The sequence below is a fragment of the Streptomyces sp. TLI_55 genome (assembly GCF_900206255.1).
Lineage (GTDB): Bacteria > Actinomycetota > Actinomycetes > Streptomycetales > Streptomycetaceae > Streptomyces > Streptomyces aquilus.
Genome location: NZ_OAOJ01000001.1, coordinates 7194399 through 7211034, shown reverse-complemented (window position 1 = coordinate 7211034; position 16636 = coordinate 7194399). Strand labels below are relative to the sequence as shown.

The following is a 16636-nucleotide window of genomic DNA, read 5'->3' as shown; positions in this document are numbered from 1 at the left end:
AGCGGTGCTAGGTTGCCGGCCAGACCGTCATGTCCACGGTCACGGCGCTCATTCCGGGCGTGTCCCACATGGCCGTCGACTTCTGCTGGATGACGAGCAGCGCGATGTCTCCGGAGGGATGTTTGACGCAGTACTCGGTTCCGGCGGCGGCCGCGGCCAGCGGCCAGTCCCGGAACCTGTCTTCCTTGGCACCGCCGAGGAACAGTTTGCAGTCGTCGAGGGTCGTGCCCGGGTCGTCGTACATCTGGACCATGTGGCTGCTGTCGCTCACCAACGCGCAGCCGATCTCCTTGCAGCTGAGGCGGATGTCCCCCTTGCGGTCGTCCCGTGTGCCCGGCTTGGCGACGTGGATGTAGAGGGAGTTGTCCTCGTCCAGGCGCTCCTGGGGGTAGGCATGAGCTCGCGGCGGCCCGGACGCGCTCGGCGACGGACTCCCCGTGCCGTCCGCCGACGGCGATCCCGTCGACTGTCCGGACGCCGTGGCATCCGGCGTCGAGGAGGACGACGAGGTCGTGTCCCGGTCCCTCGTGTCGTCATCCGCGTTCTGGCGGGCCTGCCACACCAACCCCGTGATCAGCAGCGCGCCCACCGTCACCCCGGCCGCCGTGCTCGCGGCGATGCGGCGGCGTCGGGACCTGCGCTGCTGCGGTGCCACCGGGACCGTCGTCCGCACCGGTGCGATCAGGGGCTGCGTGTGTGCCGGGGTGCGCAGGGGCTTCGTGAGCGCCGTCCCGGGGGCGGGGACCGGTTCCGGGATCGTCGCCTCCGAACCCGCTACCTCACGCCAGACCGCCGGGCCGCCGCCCGCGTCGGCCTGGGGGCCGAGTTGGTCGCGGCACCAGTCGACGATCTCTGTGAGCGTGGCCCGTTGCGTCGGGTCGGTGGTCAGGCAGCGGGACAGCAGCGGCCGCAGCGGTTCGGGCAGGCGGGAGAGGTCCGGCTCGGAGTGGACGATGCGGTAGAGGACGGTGGCGGCGGGACCGTTGCCGTAAAGGGGCTCGCCCAGGGCCGCGAACGCCGCCGTCTGACCGAGCGCGAAGACGTCGGTGGCCGGCGTGATCTCCCCCGCGACGGCTTGTTCCGGCGCCATGAACTGCGGTGTGCCGATGGCCGCCGCGCCGGTCGCCGTGTACGCCGTGAGGTCGGCCGCCAGGGAGATGCCGAAGTCGATGACACGGGGGCCGTCGGCGGCCAGCAGCACGTTGGACGGCTTCAGGTCACGGTGCACGATCCCGGCGCCATGGATGGCCTCCAGCGCCTCGGCCACGCCCGCCATCAGCCACAGCACGGCCGGGACCGGCAGCGGACCACGCCGGTGCACGGCCTCCGCCAGCGAGGGTCCGGGGACGTACAGCGTGGCGAGCCAGGGCGGGGTGCCGTCGGCGTCCGCGTCGATCAGCTCGGCGGTGTAGGCGCCCCGCACCCGCCGGGCGGCCTTGATCTCACGGCCGAAGCGCCGCCGGAAGTCCGGGTCGTCGGCGAGTTCGGGACGTACGACCTTGATCGCCACGGGCCGGCCGCCCGCGGTGTGGGAGAGGTACACGCGGCCCATGCCGCCGGCACCGAGTCGGGCGGCGAGACGGTAGCCGGCGATCACGGGCGGGTCGTCCACCTGGAGTGGTTGGAACACCTCAGCCGCGTCGTTCACCGGTCCCCCTGATCCCCTGGTCCTCTGCTCCCCTGTCGCGGCGGTTCGGTCATCCGTGCGACAGCAGCAGCCTAAAGGGTTTTCTGTGACGGCTCGACGCCCCTCTTGCCGCACAGGTGTTCCATCGCGAACCCGCCCCTGCGTAGCCTCGATCGCACGATGAACACGATTCCCGCACGCCTTGACCACCTCGTCCTCGCAACCCCCGACCTGGCGGCGACGGTCGCCGACTTCACCCGGCGTACGGGAGTGGCACCCGCTCCCGGCGGGGTGCACATCGGCCGGGGCACCCGCAACTTCCTGGTGTCGCTGGGCGGTCCCGGTTATCTGGAGATCATCGGCCCCGATCCGGAACAGCCCGAGCCCGTGGGGCCGCGCCCCTTCGACGTCGACGCCATCCGCCGTCCGCGCACGGTCACCTGGGCGATCAGCCCGCCCGACCTGGACGCGGCGGTCGCGACCGCCCGGTCCCGGGGGTACGACCCCGGCGACATCCACCCCATGAGCCGCCGCACCCCGGACGGCACGCTGCTCGCGTGGCGGCTGACGGACGGCGACACCCAACACCCCTCCGGGCTCGTGCCGTTCCTCATCGACTGGGGCACCGCCCGCCATCCGTCCGCCTCCGGCCTGCCCACCACGCCGCTCCTCGCGCTCGCGGCGACAGCGCCCGACCCGGCCGAGATCCACCGTCTGCTCGCCACCCTGGACACGGAACTCCCCGTCACCGAGGGCCCGGTGGGACTCACGTTCACGGTGGACACCCCACGGGGACCGGTCACTTTCGACTGACGGCCCCGGCGACGAAGGCCCCCCGGTCCCGCGCGATGTCCGATTCCTTCAAGACCGCGGCCCCGGCACCTGCCTACCGTGACCGCATGACTCCACGATTCGACGCCATCGGCCTGATCGTCTCCGACATGGCCGCCTCGGTCGCCTTCTACCGCCGCCTCGGGTTCGCCTTCCCGGAAGGCGCGGCGGACGAGCCGCACGTCGAGGCCCAACTCCCCGGCGGGCTGCACCTGTTGCTCGACACCGAGGCGACGGTCCGCTCCTTCCACGCGAGCTGGCGGCCGCCGACCGGAGGCGACAGCCGCACCGCCGTCGCCCTGCGCTGCGACAGCCCGGCCGAGGTGGACACGGTGTACGAGGAGATGGTGAACGCCGGCCACCACGGCGAGCTCAAGCCCTGGGACGCCTTCTGGGGCCAGCGCTACGCGACCCTGCACGACCCGGACGGCAACGGCGTCGACCTGTTCGCCCCGCTACCGCCGGCCCAGTAGCTCCCCGAGCGGCAGGCCAGCCAACTCCCGTACGTCCCGGGCGAGATGAGCCTGATCGGCGTATCCGGCACGGGCCGCCGTCTCGGCGTACGGCACCCCGCGCCGGGCCAGCCGCAAGGCCCGCTGGAGCCGCAGCACACGCCCCAGCGTCTTGGGCCCGTACCCGAACGCGACGAGGCAGCGCCGGTGCAACTGGCGGGCCCCGAGGCCGAGTCGATCGGCGGTGGCGGCGACCGGCCGCCCCGAGTCGAGGGCGTTCACGACCTCCGCCAGCAACGGATCGGGAGCGTCGACGTCGGCCGCCAGCCTCAGCGCCGCCTCTTCGAGCCCGTGCGCGGGATCGGCGGCGGCGTTCACCCGAGCGGTGAGCTGCCGTACCCGGGCGGTGGGCCAGAGGTCGGCGAGCTCGACCCGCCTGTTGAGCACTTCGGGGGCGGGGACACCGAGGAGGGTGGGCGCGGTACCGGGGAAGAAGCGGACACCGGCCCAGGCACTCCGCTCGCTCCCGGTGACGTACGCCTGCGTATCGGGCCCGGCGACGAGCAGCCGCCCGTCATGCCAGAGCAGATCCATGCAGCCGTCGGGTAGAACACGGCCGGACCTGGGCTCGGAGGGGGTACTGCTCCACACAACGGAGCCGGTAAGCCGTCCCACTCTCTCCGAGTACATACAAACAAGCCTATGGGTGACGCCCCTAGGGGCGCGGGGAACTGCGCGACCAGCCACAATGCACCCGCACCCGCACCCGCCCACGCACCTACACCCCCCTCCCCCGATGCTCCTGAGGACTCACCCCGTACACCCTCTTGAACGCACTCGACAGCGCAAACGCACTCCCGTACCCCACCTGCCGCGCAATCGCCTCCAGCGTCGCGTCCCCCTCCCGCAACCGGTCCGCCGCCAACGCCAGCCGCCACCCCGTCAGATACGTCATCGGCGGTTCCCCCACCAGCTCCGTGAACCGCCGCCCCAGCGCCGCCCGCGACACCCCCGCCTTCGCCGCGAGCGAGCCGACCGTCCACGGATGGGCGGGGTCGTCCTGGAGGAGTCGCAGGACCCGGCCGACGACCGGGTCCGCCAGCGCCCGGTACCAGCCGGGTGCCGCCGCCTCCGGGCGGGAGAACCAGGCGCGCAGCGCGGCGATGACGAGCAGGTCGAGAAGGCGGTCCAGGACGACTTCCTGGCCGGGTTCGTCGCGGACGATCTCCGCCATGAGGAGCGGCGTGAGCGGGCAGTCCCACACCTCCGGGGTGAGCGTCAGCAGCGGCGGCAGCGCGTCCAGCAGGCGCCCGCTGACCTCGCCCTGCCACAGATACGTACCGATCAGCATCACGGCCGAGCCGTCGAGCCGGTCGCCCCAGGTGCGGACGCCGAGGTCCATGACGCCGTTGAGCGAGCGCCCGTCGGGATAGCGGCACTCCCCGCCCGGCAGGATCAGCGCCTGCGGCTCGGTGCCGGGGTCGTCGGCGCAGGTGTAGGGGTCGGGGCCGCGGGCGATGGCGAGGTCGCCGGCGCGCAGCCGGACCTGCTCGCCCGCCTCCGGCATGACCCACGCCTCACCGCGGACCATGAGCATGACCGTGAGCGGGGCGCGGTCCTCGACGCGCACGCTCCAGGGCGGGTCGAAGCACGCCCGGATCATGAAGGCGCCCCGCGCGCGGGGCCCTTCGAGGAGGCCTGCGAGAGCGTCCATGGCGTCAGCGTAGACGCCCGCGCATGGGAATGAGCCGTTCAGCGATGGGGCCCTGGCGGACGCGGGCGTTGACTCGGAGGCATGACGCAGAACGCGAAGAACATGACGGTGGTGGTGACCGGTGCCTCGGGTCGTACGGGCAGCCGGGTGGCGCGGGCGGTGCAGGCGGCCGGTCTTGGGGTGCGGCCCGCGTCCCGGGCCCGGGGCTTCGACTGGGAGGACCCGACGACCTGGGCCGGGACCCTGCGGGGCGCGGACGCGGCGTATCTCGTGTACCCGTCGGACGTGGGCGCCCCGGCGGCGACCGAGGGGGTCGGGGCGCTGGCGCGGGAGGCCGTGGGACTCGGGGTGCGGCGGCTGGTGCTGCTGTCGGCGCGCGGCGAGCGGCAGGCGGTGGCGACCGAGGAGGCGCTGAAGGCGTCGGGGGCGGACTGGACCGTCGTACAGGCGTCCTGGTTCTCGCAGAACTTCAGCGAGGGGCCGCTGGTGGCGGAGCTGCGGCAGGGCGGGCTGGCGTTTCCGGCGGGTGAGGTGCGGGAGCCGTTCATCGATGTGCGGGACATCGCGGACGTGGTGGCGACGGTGCTGACGTCCGGGGAGCGGTACGTGGGGCGGGCGGTGGAGGTGACGGGGCCTCGGCTGCTGTCGTTCCGGGAGGCGGTCGCGGAGATCGGGGCGGCGACCGGGCGCGAGCTGACGTACACGCCGGTTCCCGCGCGCGCCTACGGGGAGGCGCTCACCGGGTTCGGGGTGCCCGCCGAGGAGGCGGCGTTCCTGGTGGAGGTGTTCGAGGGGCTGCTCGACGGGCGGAACGCGCGCGTGACGGACGGGGTGCGCGAGGTGCTGGGGCGGGCGCCCCGGGACTTCGCGGAGTTCGTACGGGAGTCCACGGCGGCGTGGCTCTAGGGGCTACGAACCGTCGGCCGGCTTGTGCGGTGGGTGGGTGCTCTTCACATGGGTGCGCAGCCTGGACGTCACGTCCTCCGGCGGGAGGAAGCGGGACCACCGCTCGGGGAACTCGGACGGCATGTCCGGGTCGTCCGGGTCGGTGTCCCGGTGAGCGGCGGCCCGGGCGGCGTACTCGGCGACCTGCGCCTCGCGGACGCGTTCGTTCGCGGCGCGGGCCGCGGCGGTGGCGGTGGCCGGCCAGACGCGGTCGATGGCGGCGTTGACGGCGGCGCCGACGAGGACGGCGAAGGCGGACACGCCGATCCAGAGCATGACGGCGACGGCGGCGGCGAGCGAGCCGTAGATCGAGGCGCCCTCGATGGTGTTGGTGAGGTAGATGCGCAGCAGGAAGCTGCCCAGCACCCACATGGCGAGGGCGACGAGGGAGCCGGGGACGTCCTCGATCCAGGGGGACCTGACGGGGACCGAGACGTGGTAGAGCGTGGTCAGGAAGGCGATGGACAGCACGATCACCACGGGCCAGTACAGGATCTGTACGAGCGTCGCCGACCAGGGCACGATCCGGACGACCGCGTCGGGGCCCGCGACCATCAGCGGCAGCGCGATCGAGCCGATGACCAGGGCCGCGAGGAAGAGCAGGAACGCCACCAAGCGGGTCTTGACGATGCCGCGGACGCCGTCGAGGCCGTACATGACGGTGATGGTGTCGATGAAGACGTTCAGCGCGCGCGAGCCGGACCACAGGGCGAAGAGGAAGCCTATCGAGATGACGTCGGGGCGGCCGCCCTTCATGACGTCGTCGAGGATCGGCTGGGCGATCTGCTGGACGCCCTTGTCGGAGAGGACCGTGCGGGAGGCCTCCAGGAAGTTGGCCTCCAGGCTGCTGATGGAGTCGGTGCCGGTCCAGTCGTCGACGTAGCCGAGCAGACCGATCATGCTGAGCAGCAGCGGCGGCACGGACAGCAGGGTGAAGAAGGCGGCCTCGGCGGCGAGGCCGAGGATGCGGTACTCCATGCAGGAGTTGACGGTGTCCTTGAGCAGCAGCCAGGCGGTCCTGCGCTTGGAGACGTTCCGGTAGAGGGCACGCGCCCGGTGGAGACGGCCGGAGGGGGGCCGCTGAGGGGATTCACTTGCTGGCTGCACGACCTAACGGTATCCGCCGTACGAGGCTGTACTCATCCCCCACCGGCCCGCGGCCTCGGCGATTCAGGGCGTTTTCCTGTCATGTCCCCGTTGACGGCCGGTTCGACCACTCATGTGAACCGCCTTCCGGGGCGGTAAGTTCGCAGATATGGCAGGCAGCACCCACACCGTGACCAACCAGCCCCCGCCTCTGACCGGCTACGACGTCTTCTCCGCCGACAAGGCCCTGACCGCGGCGGTGGAGCGGCATGTGGAACCCGGTGTCCTGGACGAGGTGCGCGGTGAGCTGGAGGCTCTGGGCCGGGCCTCCGGGTCGGCGCAGCTCCAGGAATGGGCCGTACAGGCCAACGACAACCCGCCCCGTCTCCGCACCCACGACCGCTACGGCCACCGCGTCGACGAGGTCGACTTCCACCCCGCCTGGCACCGCCTCCTCGGCAAGGGCGTCGCGGCCGGCCTCACCGCCGCCTGGAACCGTCCGGCGGGCCATGTGCGCCGTGCGGCCGCGTTCCTGGTCTGGACGCAGGTGGACGCCGGCAACCTCTGCCCCCTGTCGATGACCCACGCCGCCGTGCCCGCCCTGCGCCAGGAACCCGCGCTCGCGGCGGAGTGGGAGCCCCGGCTGACCTCGACGATCTACGACCGCGGAGAGCGCCCGGCGCACCGCAAGGCCGGCGCCCTCTTCGGCATGGCGATGACGGAGAAGCAGGGCGGCAGCGACGTACGCGCGAACACGACGACCGCGACGCCGCTCGCTCAGGAGGGGACGTACGAGCTGACGGGGCACAAGTGGTTCTGCTCGGCGCCCATGTCCGACGGCTTCCTGGTGCTGGCCCAGGCCCCGGAAGGGCTCACCTGTCTCCTCCTCCCTCGCGTCCTGGAGGACGGCACGCGCAACACGTTCCGCATCCAGCGGCTGAAGGACAAGCTCGGCAATCGGTCCAACGCCTCGGCGGAGGTGGAGTTCGAGGGGACCTGGGCGCGCCGGGTGGGCGAGGAGGGGCGCGGGGTGCGGACCATCATCGAGATGGTCACGGCGACCCGGCTCGACTGCGTCCTCGGCTCGGCGGGCCTGATGCGGCAGGCGGTGTCGCAGGCGGTCCACCACTGCACGCACCGCGCGGCGTTCGGCGGGAAGCTGGTCGACAAGCCGCTGATGCGCAATGTCCTGGCCGACCTCGCGGTGGAGTCCGAGGCGGCGACCACGCTCGCGCTGCGGCTGGCGGCGGCGTACGACGACGGCGGCGAGCAGGAGCGGGCGTTCCTGCGGATCGCGGTGCCGGCCGCCAAGTACTGGGTGACGAAACGCGGCGCCCCGCTGGTCGTGGAGGCCGCCGAGTGCCTGGGCGGCAACGGCTATGTGGAGGACTCCGGCCTGCCCCGCCTGGTCCGCGAGTCCCCGCTCAACTCCATCTGGGAGGGCGCGGGCAACGTCCAGGCCCTGGACGTCCTACGAGCACTGCAACGCGAGCCGGCGGCCTTCAACGCCTACCTCCAGGAGATCGGCAAGTCCCGCGGCACCGACCACCGCCTGGACGCGGCGATCAAGGACCTCCTGACGGACCTGGCGGACCTGGACGGCATCGAGGCAAGGGCAAGGCGCCTCACGGAACGGCTGGCTCTGGTCCTCCAGGGTTCCCTGCTGGTCCGCTACGCCCCACCGGAGGTGGCGGACGCGTTCTGCGCATCGAGGCTGGGCGGCGACGCGGGCGCAACCTTCGGAACCCTGCCGTCAACGCTGGACTTGACGTCAGTAGTGAATCGGGCGCGTCCAGTGGAGTAGCTCAGGGGCACGGGGAACTGCCCGACAAGCCCCCACCGCCCCGCAGCCGCCAACGCACCGAAACCAGGCACCCTGAACCGCGAACGAACCGCCAAACCGCCGGACGGCCGGGGTGGTGCTGCGCCGACACGGCACCACCCCCGCCTTGGCCCGTTCGAGGCCGCTGACGCCGCTCGGGACGGCGTCGCTCAAGTTTCAACCAGCCGCGCCCGGTCCACCAGGGTTGCAGGGGGTTGCAACTTGCTGCTGACTGTGGCCGGACTGTACCCCTCCGCGACGGACGAACGGCACTATGAGACGAACAGTCAGGACGGACATCCAGGCCGTGGCCGAAAGCCGAGGGGAATCCGGTTGTCCGCAGCCCCTCCGGGAGGACCAGTGGCGCTCTCGCCGACGGACGTCACCCAGCTGGCCGCCGTGGACTCGGCGCGGGCGGCACGGCTGCTGAGCGACGTCCGCTCCGCCACGCTCTCCGGTCAGCGCGCGCCCGTGGCCCCCCGCCCGGTGATCGAGCAGTCCTGGGGCCGGATGCTGCGCGGCGGCGTCGACCCCGACCACGACTTCCGCACGGGGCTGCTGCCCCGGGACGAGGTGCAGCGGCGCCGCGAGCGCTCGGAGCTGCGGCATGTCCTGCCGGTGCTGCGCGAGGGGCTGCTGTCGGTCGCGGACGTCGCCCACCACATCATGGTGGTCGCCGACGAGGAGGGCCGGGTGCTGTGGCGGGAGGGCAGTTCGCCGGTGCTGCGCAAGGCGGACGGGACCGGGTTCGAGCTCGGTGCCGACTGGCGGGAGGACGTCATCGGCACGAACGGCATCGGCACTCCGGCGGTGGCGCGCCGGCCGGTGCAGGTCTTCGCCTCGGAGCACTTCGTGCGCTCCCAGACCTCGTGGACCTGTACCGGGGCACCGATCACCGACCCGCGCAACGGCCGGCTGCTCGGCGTCGTGGACGTCAGCGGTCCGCTGGAGACGATGCATCCGGCCACGCTCGCGTGGGTCGACTCGGTGGCCAAGCTCGCCGAGTCCCGGCTGCGCGAGCTGCACCAGTCCTCGCTGGAGCAACTGCGCGCGGTGGCGGCGCCGGTGCTGGCGCGGCTCGGCGGCCGGGCCGTGGTGGTGGACCGGGACGGCTGGACGGCCGCGGTGGCGGGGATGCCGTACCAGGGCCGGGTCGCGTTGCCCAAGTCGCCGTCGGCGGGCCGGCGGTGGCTGCCGACGCTGGGGCTGTGCACGGTGGAGCCGCTGGCCGGGGGCTGGTTGATCCGGGCGTCCGACGAGCCGGTGCCGCGGGGTGCCACCCGGATCGTGCTGGATCTGTCGCAGCCGCGCCGCTGGTCGATGACGGTGTCCGGGGACGCCGGCACCTGGAGTCATGAACTGAGCCCGCGGCACGCCGAGTTGCTGTATCTCTTGGCTCTGCACCGCAGCGGGCGCAGTGCGGCGGGGCTGGCCGAGGACCTGTTCGGCGATCCGGGCCGCACGGTGACGGTGCGGGCCGAGATGTCGCGGGTGCGCCGGTATCTCGGGGGGTTTCTGGAGCATCGGCCGTATCGTTTCTCTGAGGGCGCGGAGATCGAGGTGCTGCTCCCCGACGACCCGTCTGACCTGCTGCCGCACTCCACGGCACCGGCGGTGGTCGGCAAACGGCTGTCCCGGCAAGCCCCTTGAGAACACCCTCCGGTACCCCCTCCGGTACACCCGCCGGTACACCCAAGAAGCGGCATCTTCCGCATATTTGCAGGGTCTTCGTCCCCGGCACGCCCTCACTGCCGTAGCATCCCTCTACGGGCCACCCCACCTGCTCCTCGGTCAACGTACGGATCACCAGGCGCAGTTGGCCCGCCTCGGGAGGTACGACATGATGCATCGCGGGAGACACCGCAGGCGGAAGCGGGGCAAAGCGCTGCGCGCGTTCCTGGCCGGAACCGCCCTCGCGCTCACCGCCGCGGCCACCATGATCAGCGCCTCGCAGGCCACCGTCGCCGCCGATCCGGGCGCCCTGAAGCCGCTGGCCACCGCCGCCGAGACCGACACCCTGCGGCTGCACGAGCAGTTGGAGCCGCGGTCCACTCTCGACCGGCTCGCCTCCGCGATGGGGCGCCCTGAGGGTGTCGGTGCCGTCCTCGCCGACGCCGACCACTCCCTGCGCACCGGGGCCGACTGCGCCCCGGCCGAGCGCAAGGCCCTGCCCGTCGAACCCGCGGCCACCCGCGCCTACTGCTGGGGCGCGGCCGACATCCGCTCCTGGCGGCCCGGCGCGGTCACCACCTCGGGCGACGCCGACGACGACGGCCTGTGGGGGCAGAACCGGGTGATCCTCTCCGCCTGGAGCCAGGGCGCCCACGATCTGGCCCGGGTCGCGTTCATCGACGCGAACGACATCGACCGTCTCACCTACACCTGGGTGCTGCTCGCCGTCCCGGTCGACGGCGGCCGCGACTACCGCGCGCTCGACTCGCAGGTCTCCGGCATGGTCTGGTACCAGGACAAACTGCTGGTCACCGCGGCCGACGGGCTGTACGTCTACGACATGAACCGCGTCCAGCGCGCCACCACGAACGCCTCCGCGGTCGGCCGGGTGACCGGCGGCTGGGCGGCGCACGGCAACCGCTGGGTACTGCCCGCCGTCGGCAGCTACCGCGCCGGCGCCACGCACCCCGACTATCTCTCCCTGGACCGCAGCACCTCCCCCGACAGCCTGGTGGCGAGCGACTGGGTCTCCACGGACAGCGACCGCGACGTCCGGCTGTGGCGGTACGACCTCACCCCGACCTCCGACCGCGCCGGGCTCCTCTCCACCGACGCGGCCGGGTACACGCCCGTCAATGAGGCATACGAGACGAAGGCCCCCGGCGTCGGAGCCGTGCTGTCGTACGACTCGGAGTGGTATCTGGGCCGTACGTCGGACGACCAGGACGGCCGCGGGACGCTGTGGCGGCAGGACGCGACCGGCGCCCGGGCCACCCGCTGCGGCACCGACGAGACGACCCGCTGCTGGAGCGGCGAGGCGGAGTCCCTTTCCTACTGGGAGGCGACCGGCGAGGTCTGGTCCCAGTCGGGCCGCATGCTGTTCGCACTGCCCCTGAGCACGATCGACAGATCCGTGAGCTAGATGATTGCCTGGGGGCATGCCCAACATCCCCGTGACCACCTGGTCCCTTGAGCAGACCGCCCCGACCGACCTCCTTCCGGCCGCCGCGCCGGAGGGTGATGTCCGGATCGTCCGCGCCGAGGTGCCCTCTCCCGAGTTCAGCCGTTTCCTCTACGCCTCCGTCGGCGGCGACATCCGCTGGATCGACCGGCTGGGATGGACGTACGCCCAGTGGGAGGAGCACCTGAACCGGCCGGGCGTGGAGACCTGGGTGGCCTACGACCGGGGGACGCCCGCGGGGTACGTGGAGCTGGAGCCGCAGGACGACGGGGTCGTGGAGATCGTCTACTTCGGGCTGATCCCGGGCTTCCGGGGCCGGCGGATCGGCGGCCATCTGCTGTCGTACGGCGCCGCGCGCGCCTGGGACCTGGCGGACCGCTGGCCGGGACTGACCGACACCAAGCGCGTGTGGCTGCACACGTGCAGCCTGGACGGCGAGCACGCGATGGCCAATTACCAGCGCCGGGGCTTCACGCTCTTCGACACCAAGGTCGAGGAGCAGCCGCAGGTGACCGCGCCGGGCCCCTGGCCGGGGGCGCACCCCGCCTGACCTCGGTCTCCCGCTCCGCCGCATAGCGCGGCTGACCTGCGCGGACAAGACCTCCCGCGGCGCATGTGATCGACACCACCCTTGTCTCGCTCTTCGAGACAAGGGTGTCCGCATGATGGACGAAGCTGGACTGTGTCCAGATCGCCGTGACACGCTTCCGTCATGTCTGGAACTGGAATTGCCTTGGTGAGTCGACGGCACGTCGACCTCGGCCGCATGTCCAGCGCCATCTGTCCGGCGCGCTAAGCATCCATCAGTGGCCTCCGGCCACGGGGCCGCAGCCGCCCGACATCTCCTGACTCTCTGTCTCCCCCTGCGCAATGCCGCGCACGCATTTCCATGCGCCTTTACGCGCAGGTCAGAGCCGCTTTCCCGTCTGTCCCGAAGGACGTAACCACCATGGCCGCCACCCCGCAGAAGCCTGCCGCCGCGACTCCCCGCCGCAAGGTGAGCCGTCACCGCGGTGAGGGCCAGTGGGCCGCGGGGCACCACACCCCGCTCAACGGCAACGAGCAGTTCAAGAAGGACGACGACGGTCTCAATGTGCGGACACGCATTGAGACGATCTACTCGAAGCGCGGCTTCGACTCGATCGACCCCAACGACCTGCGCGGCCGGATGCGCTGGTGGGGCCTCTACACCCAGCGCAAGCCCGGGATCGACGGCGGCAAGACCGCGATCCTGGAGCCGGAGGAGCTGGACGACAAGTACTTCATGCTGCGGGTGCGGATCGACGGCGGACGCCTCACCACCCAGCAGCTGCGGGTGATCGGCCAGATCTCCGAGGAGTTCGCGCGGGGCAGCGCGGACATCACCGACCGGCAGAACATCCAGCTGCACTGGATCCGCATCGAGGACGTCCCGGAGATCTGGAACCGTCTCGAGGCCGTCGGCCTGTCCACCACCGAGGCCTGCGGCGACACCCCGCGCGTCATCATCGGTTCGCCGGTCGCCGGGATCGCCGAGGACGAGATCATCGACGGCACCCTGGCGATCGACGAGATCCACGAGCGGTACATCGGCAGCAAGGAGTTCTCCAACCTGCCGCGCAAGTTCAAGACGGCGATCTCCGGCTCCCCGCTGCTGGACGTGGTCCACGAGATCAACGACATCGCGTTCGTCGGCGTCGAGCACCCCGAGCACGGCCCCGGCTTCGACCTGTGGGTCGGCGGCGGCCTGTCCACCAACCCCAAGCTGGGCGTCCGGCTCGGCGCCTGGGTGCCGCTGGAGGAAGTGCCCGAGGTGTGGGCCGGTGTGGTCGGCATCTTCCGCGACTGGGGCTACCGCCGGCTGCGCACCCGCGCCCGGCTGAAGTTCCTCGTCGCCGACTGGGGCCCGGAGAAGTTCCGGCAGGTCCTGGAGGACGACTACCTGAAGCGCAAGCTGGTCGACGGTCCCGCGCCCGCCGAGCCCTCGGGCCGCTGGCGCGACCACGTCGGTGTGCACAAGCAGAAGGACGGCCGCTACTACGTCGGCTTCGCGCCGCGCGTCGGCCGGGTCGACGGCGCCACCCTCACGAAGATCGCCGAGGCCGCCGAGGCCCACGGCTCGGGCCGGGTCCGGACCACCGTCGAGCAGAAGATGATCATCCTCGATGTCGAGGAGGCACAGGTCCAGCCGCTCGTCGAGGCCCTGGAGGCGCTCGACCTGACGGCCAGGCCCTCGTCCTTCCGGCGCGGCACCATGGCCTGCACCGGCATCGAGTACTGCAAGCTCGCCATCGTCGAGACCAAGGCGCGCGGCGCCGCGCTCATCGACGAACTGGAGCGCCGCATCCCGGACTTCGACGAGCCGCTCACGATCAACCTCAACGGCTGCCCGAACGCCTGCGCCCGTATCCAGGTGGCGGACATCGGTCTCAAAGGCCAGCTGGTCCTCAACGCGCAGGGCGAGCAGGTCGAGGGCTACCAGGTGCACCTCGGTGGCGCGCTGGGTCTGGAGGCCGGTTTCGGCCGCAAGGTCCGTGGCCTGAAGGTCACCTCCGAGGAACTGCCCGACTACGTCGAGCGGGTCCTGAAGCGGTTCCAGGCCGAACGCGAGGAGGGCGAGCGGTTCGCCGCCTGGGCCTCGCGCGCCTCGGAGGAGGCCCTCTCATGAGCGAGCGGGCCGCCCCCTTCTACTGCCCCTACTGCGGCGACGAGGACCTGCGCCCGTCCGAGCAGGGTCACGGCGCGTGGGAATGCGCGGCGTGCAACCGCGCATTCCAGCTGAAGTTCCTCGGGCTGCTCGCCCGGGGCCTTCAGACCGACGACGCAGGGGGAGACGAGATATGACCGCGGTTCAGGAAGACCGTACGACCGACGAGCTCAAGGCCCTCGCCGAGCAGGCGGGCCGTGACCTGGAGGACGCCTCCGCCCTGGAGATCCTCCAGTGGGCGGTCGACACCTTCGGCAAGCGCTTCTGCGTGACCTCCTCGATGGAGGACGCGGTCGTCGCCCATCTCGCGTCCCGCGCGATGAAGGGCGTGGACGTCGTCTTCCTCGACACCGGCTACCACTTCGAGGAGACCATCGGCACCCGGGACGCGGTCGAGGCCGTGATGGACGTCAACGTCATCACGCTCACCCCGCGCCAGACGGTCGCCGAGCAGGACGCGGAGTACGGCCCCAAGCTGCACGACCGCGACCCCGACCTGTGCTGCAAGCTGCGCAAGGTCCAGCCCCTGGAGCAGGGCCTGACGAACTACCTGGCCTGGGCGACCGGCCTGCGCCGCGACGAGTCGCCGACCCGGGCGAACACCCCGGTCGTCGGCTGGGACGAGAAGCGGCAGAAGGTCAAGATCTCCCCGATCGCCCGCTGGACCCAGGACGACGTGGACGCGTACGTAGCCGAGCACGGTGTGCTCACCAACCCGCTGCTGATGGACGGTTACGCCTCGGTCGGCTGCGCTCCCTGCACCCGCCGGGTGCTGGAGGGCGAGGACGCGCGCGCCGGCCGCTGGGCGGGGCGCGGCAAGACCGAGTGCGGGCTGCACGGATGACGACGACACCTCAGGAGAACCAAGTGACGACCGGAGCCACCGTCTGGCTCACGGGTCTGCCGAGTGCCGGCAAGACCACCATCGCGTACGAGCTGGCCGGCCGGCTGCGCGAGGAGGGCCACCTCGTCGAGGTGCTCGACGGCGACGAGATCCGCGAGTTCATCTCCGCGGGCCTCGGCTTCAGCCGCGAGGACCGGCACACCAACGTGCAGCGCATCGGCTTCCTCGCCGAGCTTCTGGCACGTAACGGCGTCAAAGCCCTTGTCCCGGTGATCGCGCCGTACGCGGACAGCCGCGAGGCGGTGCGCAAGCGTCACCAGGAGAGCGGGGCCGCCTACGTCGAGGTGCACGTGGCGACTCCGGTCGAGGTGTGCAGCGAGCGCGATGTGAAGGGTCTGTACGCCAAGCAGGCCGCGGGCGAGCTGACCGGGCTGACGGGTGTCGACGACCCGTACGAGGCTCCCGAGTCGCCCGATCTGCGGATCGAGTCCCAGAACCAGACCGTCCAGGAGTCCGCGGCCGCGGTCCACGCGCTGCTCACCGAGAGGGGACTGGCATGACGACGACCGTCACGGCGGTGACGGAGGGCACGCAAGCTCCGTACGCCCTCTCGCACTTGGACGCGCTGGAGTCCGAGGCCGTCCACATCTTCCGTGAGGTGGCGGGTGAGTTCGAGCGGCCGGTGATCCTCTTCTCCGGCGGCAAGGACTCCATCGTCATGCTGCACCTGGCGCTGAAGGCGTTCGCCCCGGCGGCGGTCCCCTTCTCGCTGCTGCACGTGGACACCGGGCACAACTTCCCCGAGGTCCTTGAGTACCGGGACCGGGCGGTGGCCAAGCACGGGCTGCGGCTGCATGTCGCTTCCGTGCAGGACTACATCGACCGGGGTGTCCTGAAGGAGCGTCCGGACGGCACCCGCAACCCGCTCCAGACGCTGCCGCTGACCGAGAAGATCCAGTCGGAGAAGTTCGACGCGGTCTTCGGCGGCGGGCGACGGGACGAGGAGAAGGCCCGCGCCAAGGAGCGGGTGTTCTCGCTGCGGGACGAGTTCTCGCAGTGGGACCCGCGACGGCAGCGGCCCGAGCTGTGGAACCTCTACAACGGGCGGCACGCCCCCGGTGAGCACGTCCGCGTCTTCCCGCTGTCCAACTGGACCGAGCTGGACGTCTGGCAGTACATCGCCCGCGAGGGCATCGAGCTGCCGGAGATCTACTTCGCGCACGAGCGTGAGGTGTTCCAGCGGGCCGGCATGTGGCTGACCGCCGGCGAGTGGGGCGGCCCGAAGGAGACGGAGACCGTCGAGACCCGCCTGGTGCGCTACCGCACGGTCGGCGACATGTCCTGCACCGGTGCCGTGGACTCCGACGCCGTGACGCTGGAGCAGGTCATCACGGAGATCGCCGCCTCCCGGCTCACCGAGCGCGGCGCGACCCGCGCCGACGACAAGATGTCCGAGGCCGCGATGGAAGACCGTAAGCGCGAGGGGTACTTCTAAG

17 protein-coding genes are annotated in these 16636 nt (G+C 71.6%); 13 read left to right on the top strand and 4 right to left on the bottom strand.

Features of this window, described 5'->3' with window-relative positions:
- Positions 1-7: 7 nt before the first annotated feature.
- Positions 8-1648: a serine/threonine-protein kinase gene (locus CRP56_RS33105; protein ID WP_179851183.1), complete on the bottom strand. Its 1641-nt coding sequence runs from the start codon at positions 1646-1648 to the stop codon at positions 8-10.
- A gap of 159 nt (positions 1649-1807) precedes the next feature.
- Here CRP56_RS33105 and CRP56_RS33100 point away from each other — a divergent pair, with 159 nt between their 5' ends.
- Together CRP56_RS33100 and CRP56_RS33095 are read left to right on the top strand one after the other, a co-directional pair.
- Positions 1808-2440, top strand: coding sequence for a VOC family protein (locus tag CRP56_RS33100; RefSeq protein ID WP_097270277.1), 633 nt, complete (start codon positions 1808-1810; stop codon positions 2438-2440).
- 86 nt (positions 2441-2526) lie between these two features.
- Positions 2527-2931, top strand: coding sequence for a VOC family protein (locus CRP56_RS33095; RefSeq protein ID WP_179851182.1), 405 nt, complete (start codon positions 2527-2529; stop codon positions 2929-2931).
- On the opposite strand, the gene CRP56_RS33090 is transcribed toward CRP56_RS33095, so the two are convergent.
- Both CRP56_RS33090 and CRP56_RS33085 read right to left on the bottom strand, forming a co-directional pair.
- Complete coding sequence (locus CRP56_RS33090; protein WP_097270275.1) at positions 2914-3600, bottom strand: helix-turn-helix domain-containing protein; 687 nt, start codon at positions 3598-3600, stop codon at positions 2914-2916. The genes CRP56_RS33095 and CRP56_RS33090 overlap by 18 nt on opposite strands.
- 88 nt (positions 3601-3688) lie before the next feature.
- The gene (locus tag CRP56_RS33085; protein WP_097270273.1) at positions 3689-4624 is read right to left on the bottom strand and encodes an AraC family transcriptional regulator; all 936 of its coding nucleotides are present in this window, start codon (positions 4622-4624) and stop codon (positions 3689-3691) included.
- A gap of 81 nt (positions 4625-4705) precedes the next feature.
- Here CRP56_RS33085 and CRP56_RS33080 point away from each other — a divergent pair, with 81 nt between their 5' ends.
- On the top strand, positions 4706-5530 hold the full coding sequence (locus CRP56_RS33080) for an NmrA family NAD(P)-binding protein (protein WP_097270271.1): 825 nt from the start codon (positions 4706-4708) through the stop codon (positions 5528-5530).
- 3 nt (positions 5531-5533) lie between these two features.
- On the opposite strand, the gene CRP56_RS33075 is transcribed toward CRP56_RS33080, so the two are convergent.
- Complete coding sequence (locus CRP56_RS33075) at positions 5534-6676, bottom strand: YihY/virulence factor BrkB family protein (protein WP_097270269.1); 1143 nt, start codon at positions 6674-6676, stop codon at positions 5534-5536.
- 148 nt (positions 6677-6824) lie between these two features.
- On the opposite strand from CRP56_RS33075, the gene CRP56_RS33070 reads away from it, so the two are divergent.
- The 10 genes from CRP56_RS33070 to cysD all read left to right on the top strand — a co-directional run bounded on the left by CRP56_RS33070 (position 6825) and on the right by cysD (position 16635).
- Positions 6825-8459 (top strand): acyl-CoA dehydrogenase family protein, encoded by a 1635-nt coding sequence (locus CRP56_RS33070; RefSeq protein WP_097270267.1) that lies wholly within the window; start codon positions 6825-6827, stop codon positions 8457-8459.
- Positions 8460-8837: 378 nt separating this feature from the next.
- Positions 8838-10127 carry a GAF domain-containing protein gene (locus CRP56_RS33065; RefSeq protein ID WP_097270265.1) on the top strand — a complete coding sequence of 430 codons (1290 nt, stop codon included), beginning with the start codon at positions 8838-8840 and terminating at the stop codon, positions 10125-10127.
- A gap of 190 nt (positions 10128-10317) precedes the next feature.
- Positions 10318-11571: a hypothetical protein gene (locus CRP56_RS33060; RefSeq protein ID WP_097270263.1), complete on the top strand. Its 1254-nt coding sequence runs from the start codon at positions 10318-10320 to the stop codon at positions 11569-11571.
- Positions 11572-11587: 16 nt separating this feature from the next.
- On the top strand, positions 11588-12160 hold the full coding sequence (locus CRP56_RS33055) for a GNAT family N-acetyltransferase (RefSeq protein WP_059195515.1): 573 nt from the start codon (positions 11588-11590) through the stop codon (positions 12158-12160).
- A 162-nt stretch (positions 12161-12322) separates the two neighbouring features.
- Complete coding sequence (locus CRP56_RS49340; protein ID WP_310591794.1) at positions 12323-12406, top strand: putative leader peptide; 84 nt, start codon at positions 12323-12325, stop codon at positions 12404-12406.
- Positions 12407-12559: 153 nt separating this feature from the next.
- Positions 12560-14257, top strand: coding sequence for a nitrite/sulfite reductase (locus CRP56_RS33050; RefSeq protein ID WP_097270261.1), 1698 nt, complete (start codon positions 12560-12562; stop codon positions 14255-14257).
- Complete coding sequence (locus CRP56_RS33045) at positions 14254-14433, top strand: hypothetical protein (protein WP_097270259.1); 180 nt, start codon at positions 14254-14256, stop codon at positions 14431-14433. Before CRP56_RS33050 ends, CRP56_RS33045 begins: the two co-directional genes overlap by 4 nt.
- Entirely contained in the window at positions 14430-15140 is a 711-nt protein-coding gene (locus tag CRP56_RS33040) for a phosphoadenylyl-sulfate reductase (RefSeq protein WP_097270257.1), read from the top strand. The genes CRP56_RS33045 and CRP56_RS33040 overlap by 4 nt, the downstream gene beginning before the upstream one ends.
- Positions 15137-15700, top strand: a complete 564-nt coding sequence (gene cysC / locus CRP56_RS33035; RefSeq protein WP_097270254.1) for an adenylyl-sulfate kinase — start codon at positions 15137-15139, stop codon at positions 15698-15700. Before CRP56_RS33040 ends, cysC begins: the two co-directional genes overlap by 4 nt.
- A complete protein-coding gene (gene cysD, locus CRP56_RS33030) occupies positions 15697-16635 on the top strand; it encodes a sulfate adenylyltransferase subunit CysD (protein ID WP_097270252.1) in 939 nt (312 codons plus the stop codon). Before cysC ends, cysD begins: the two co-directional genes overlap by 4 nt.
- Position 16636 lies beyond the last annotated feature (1 nt).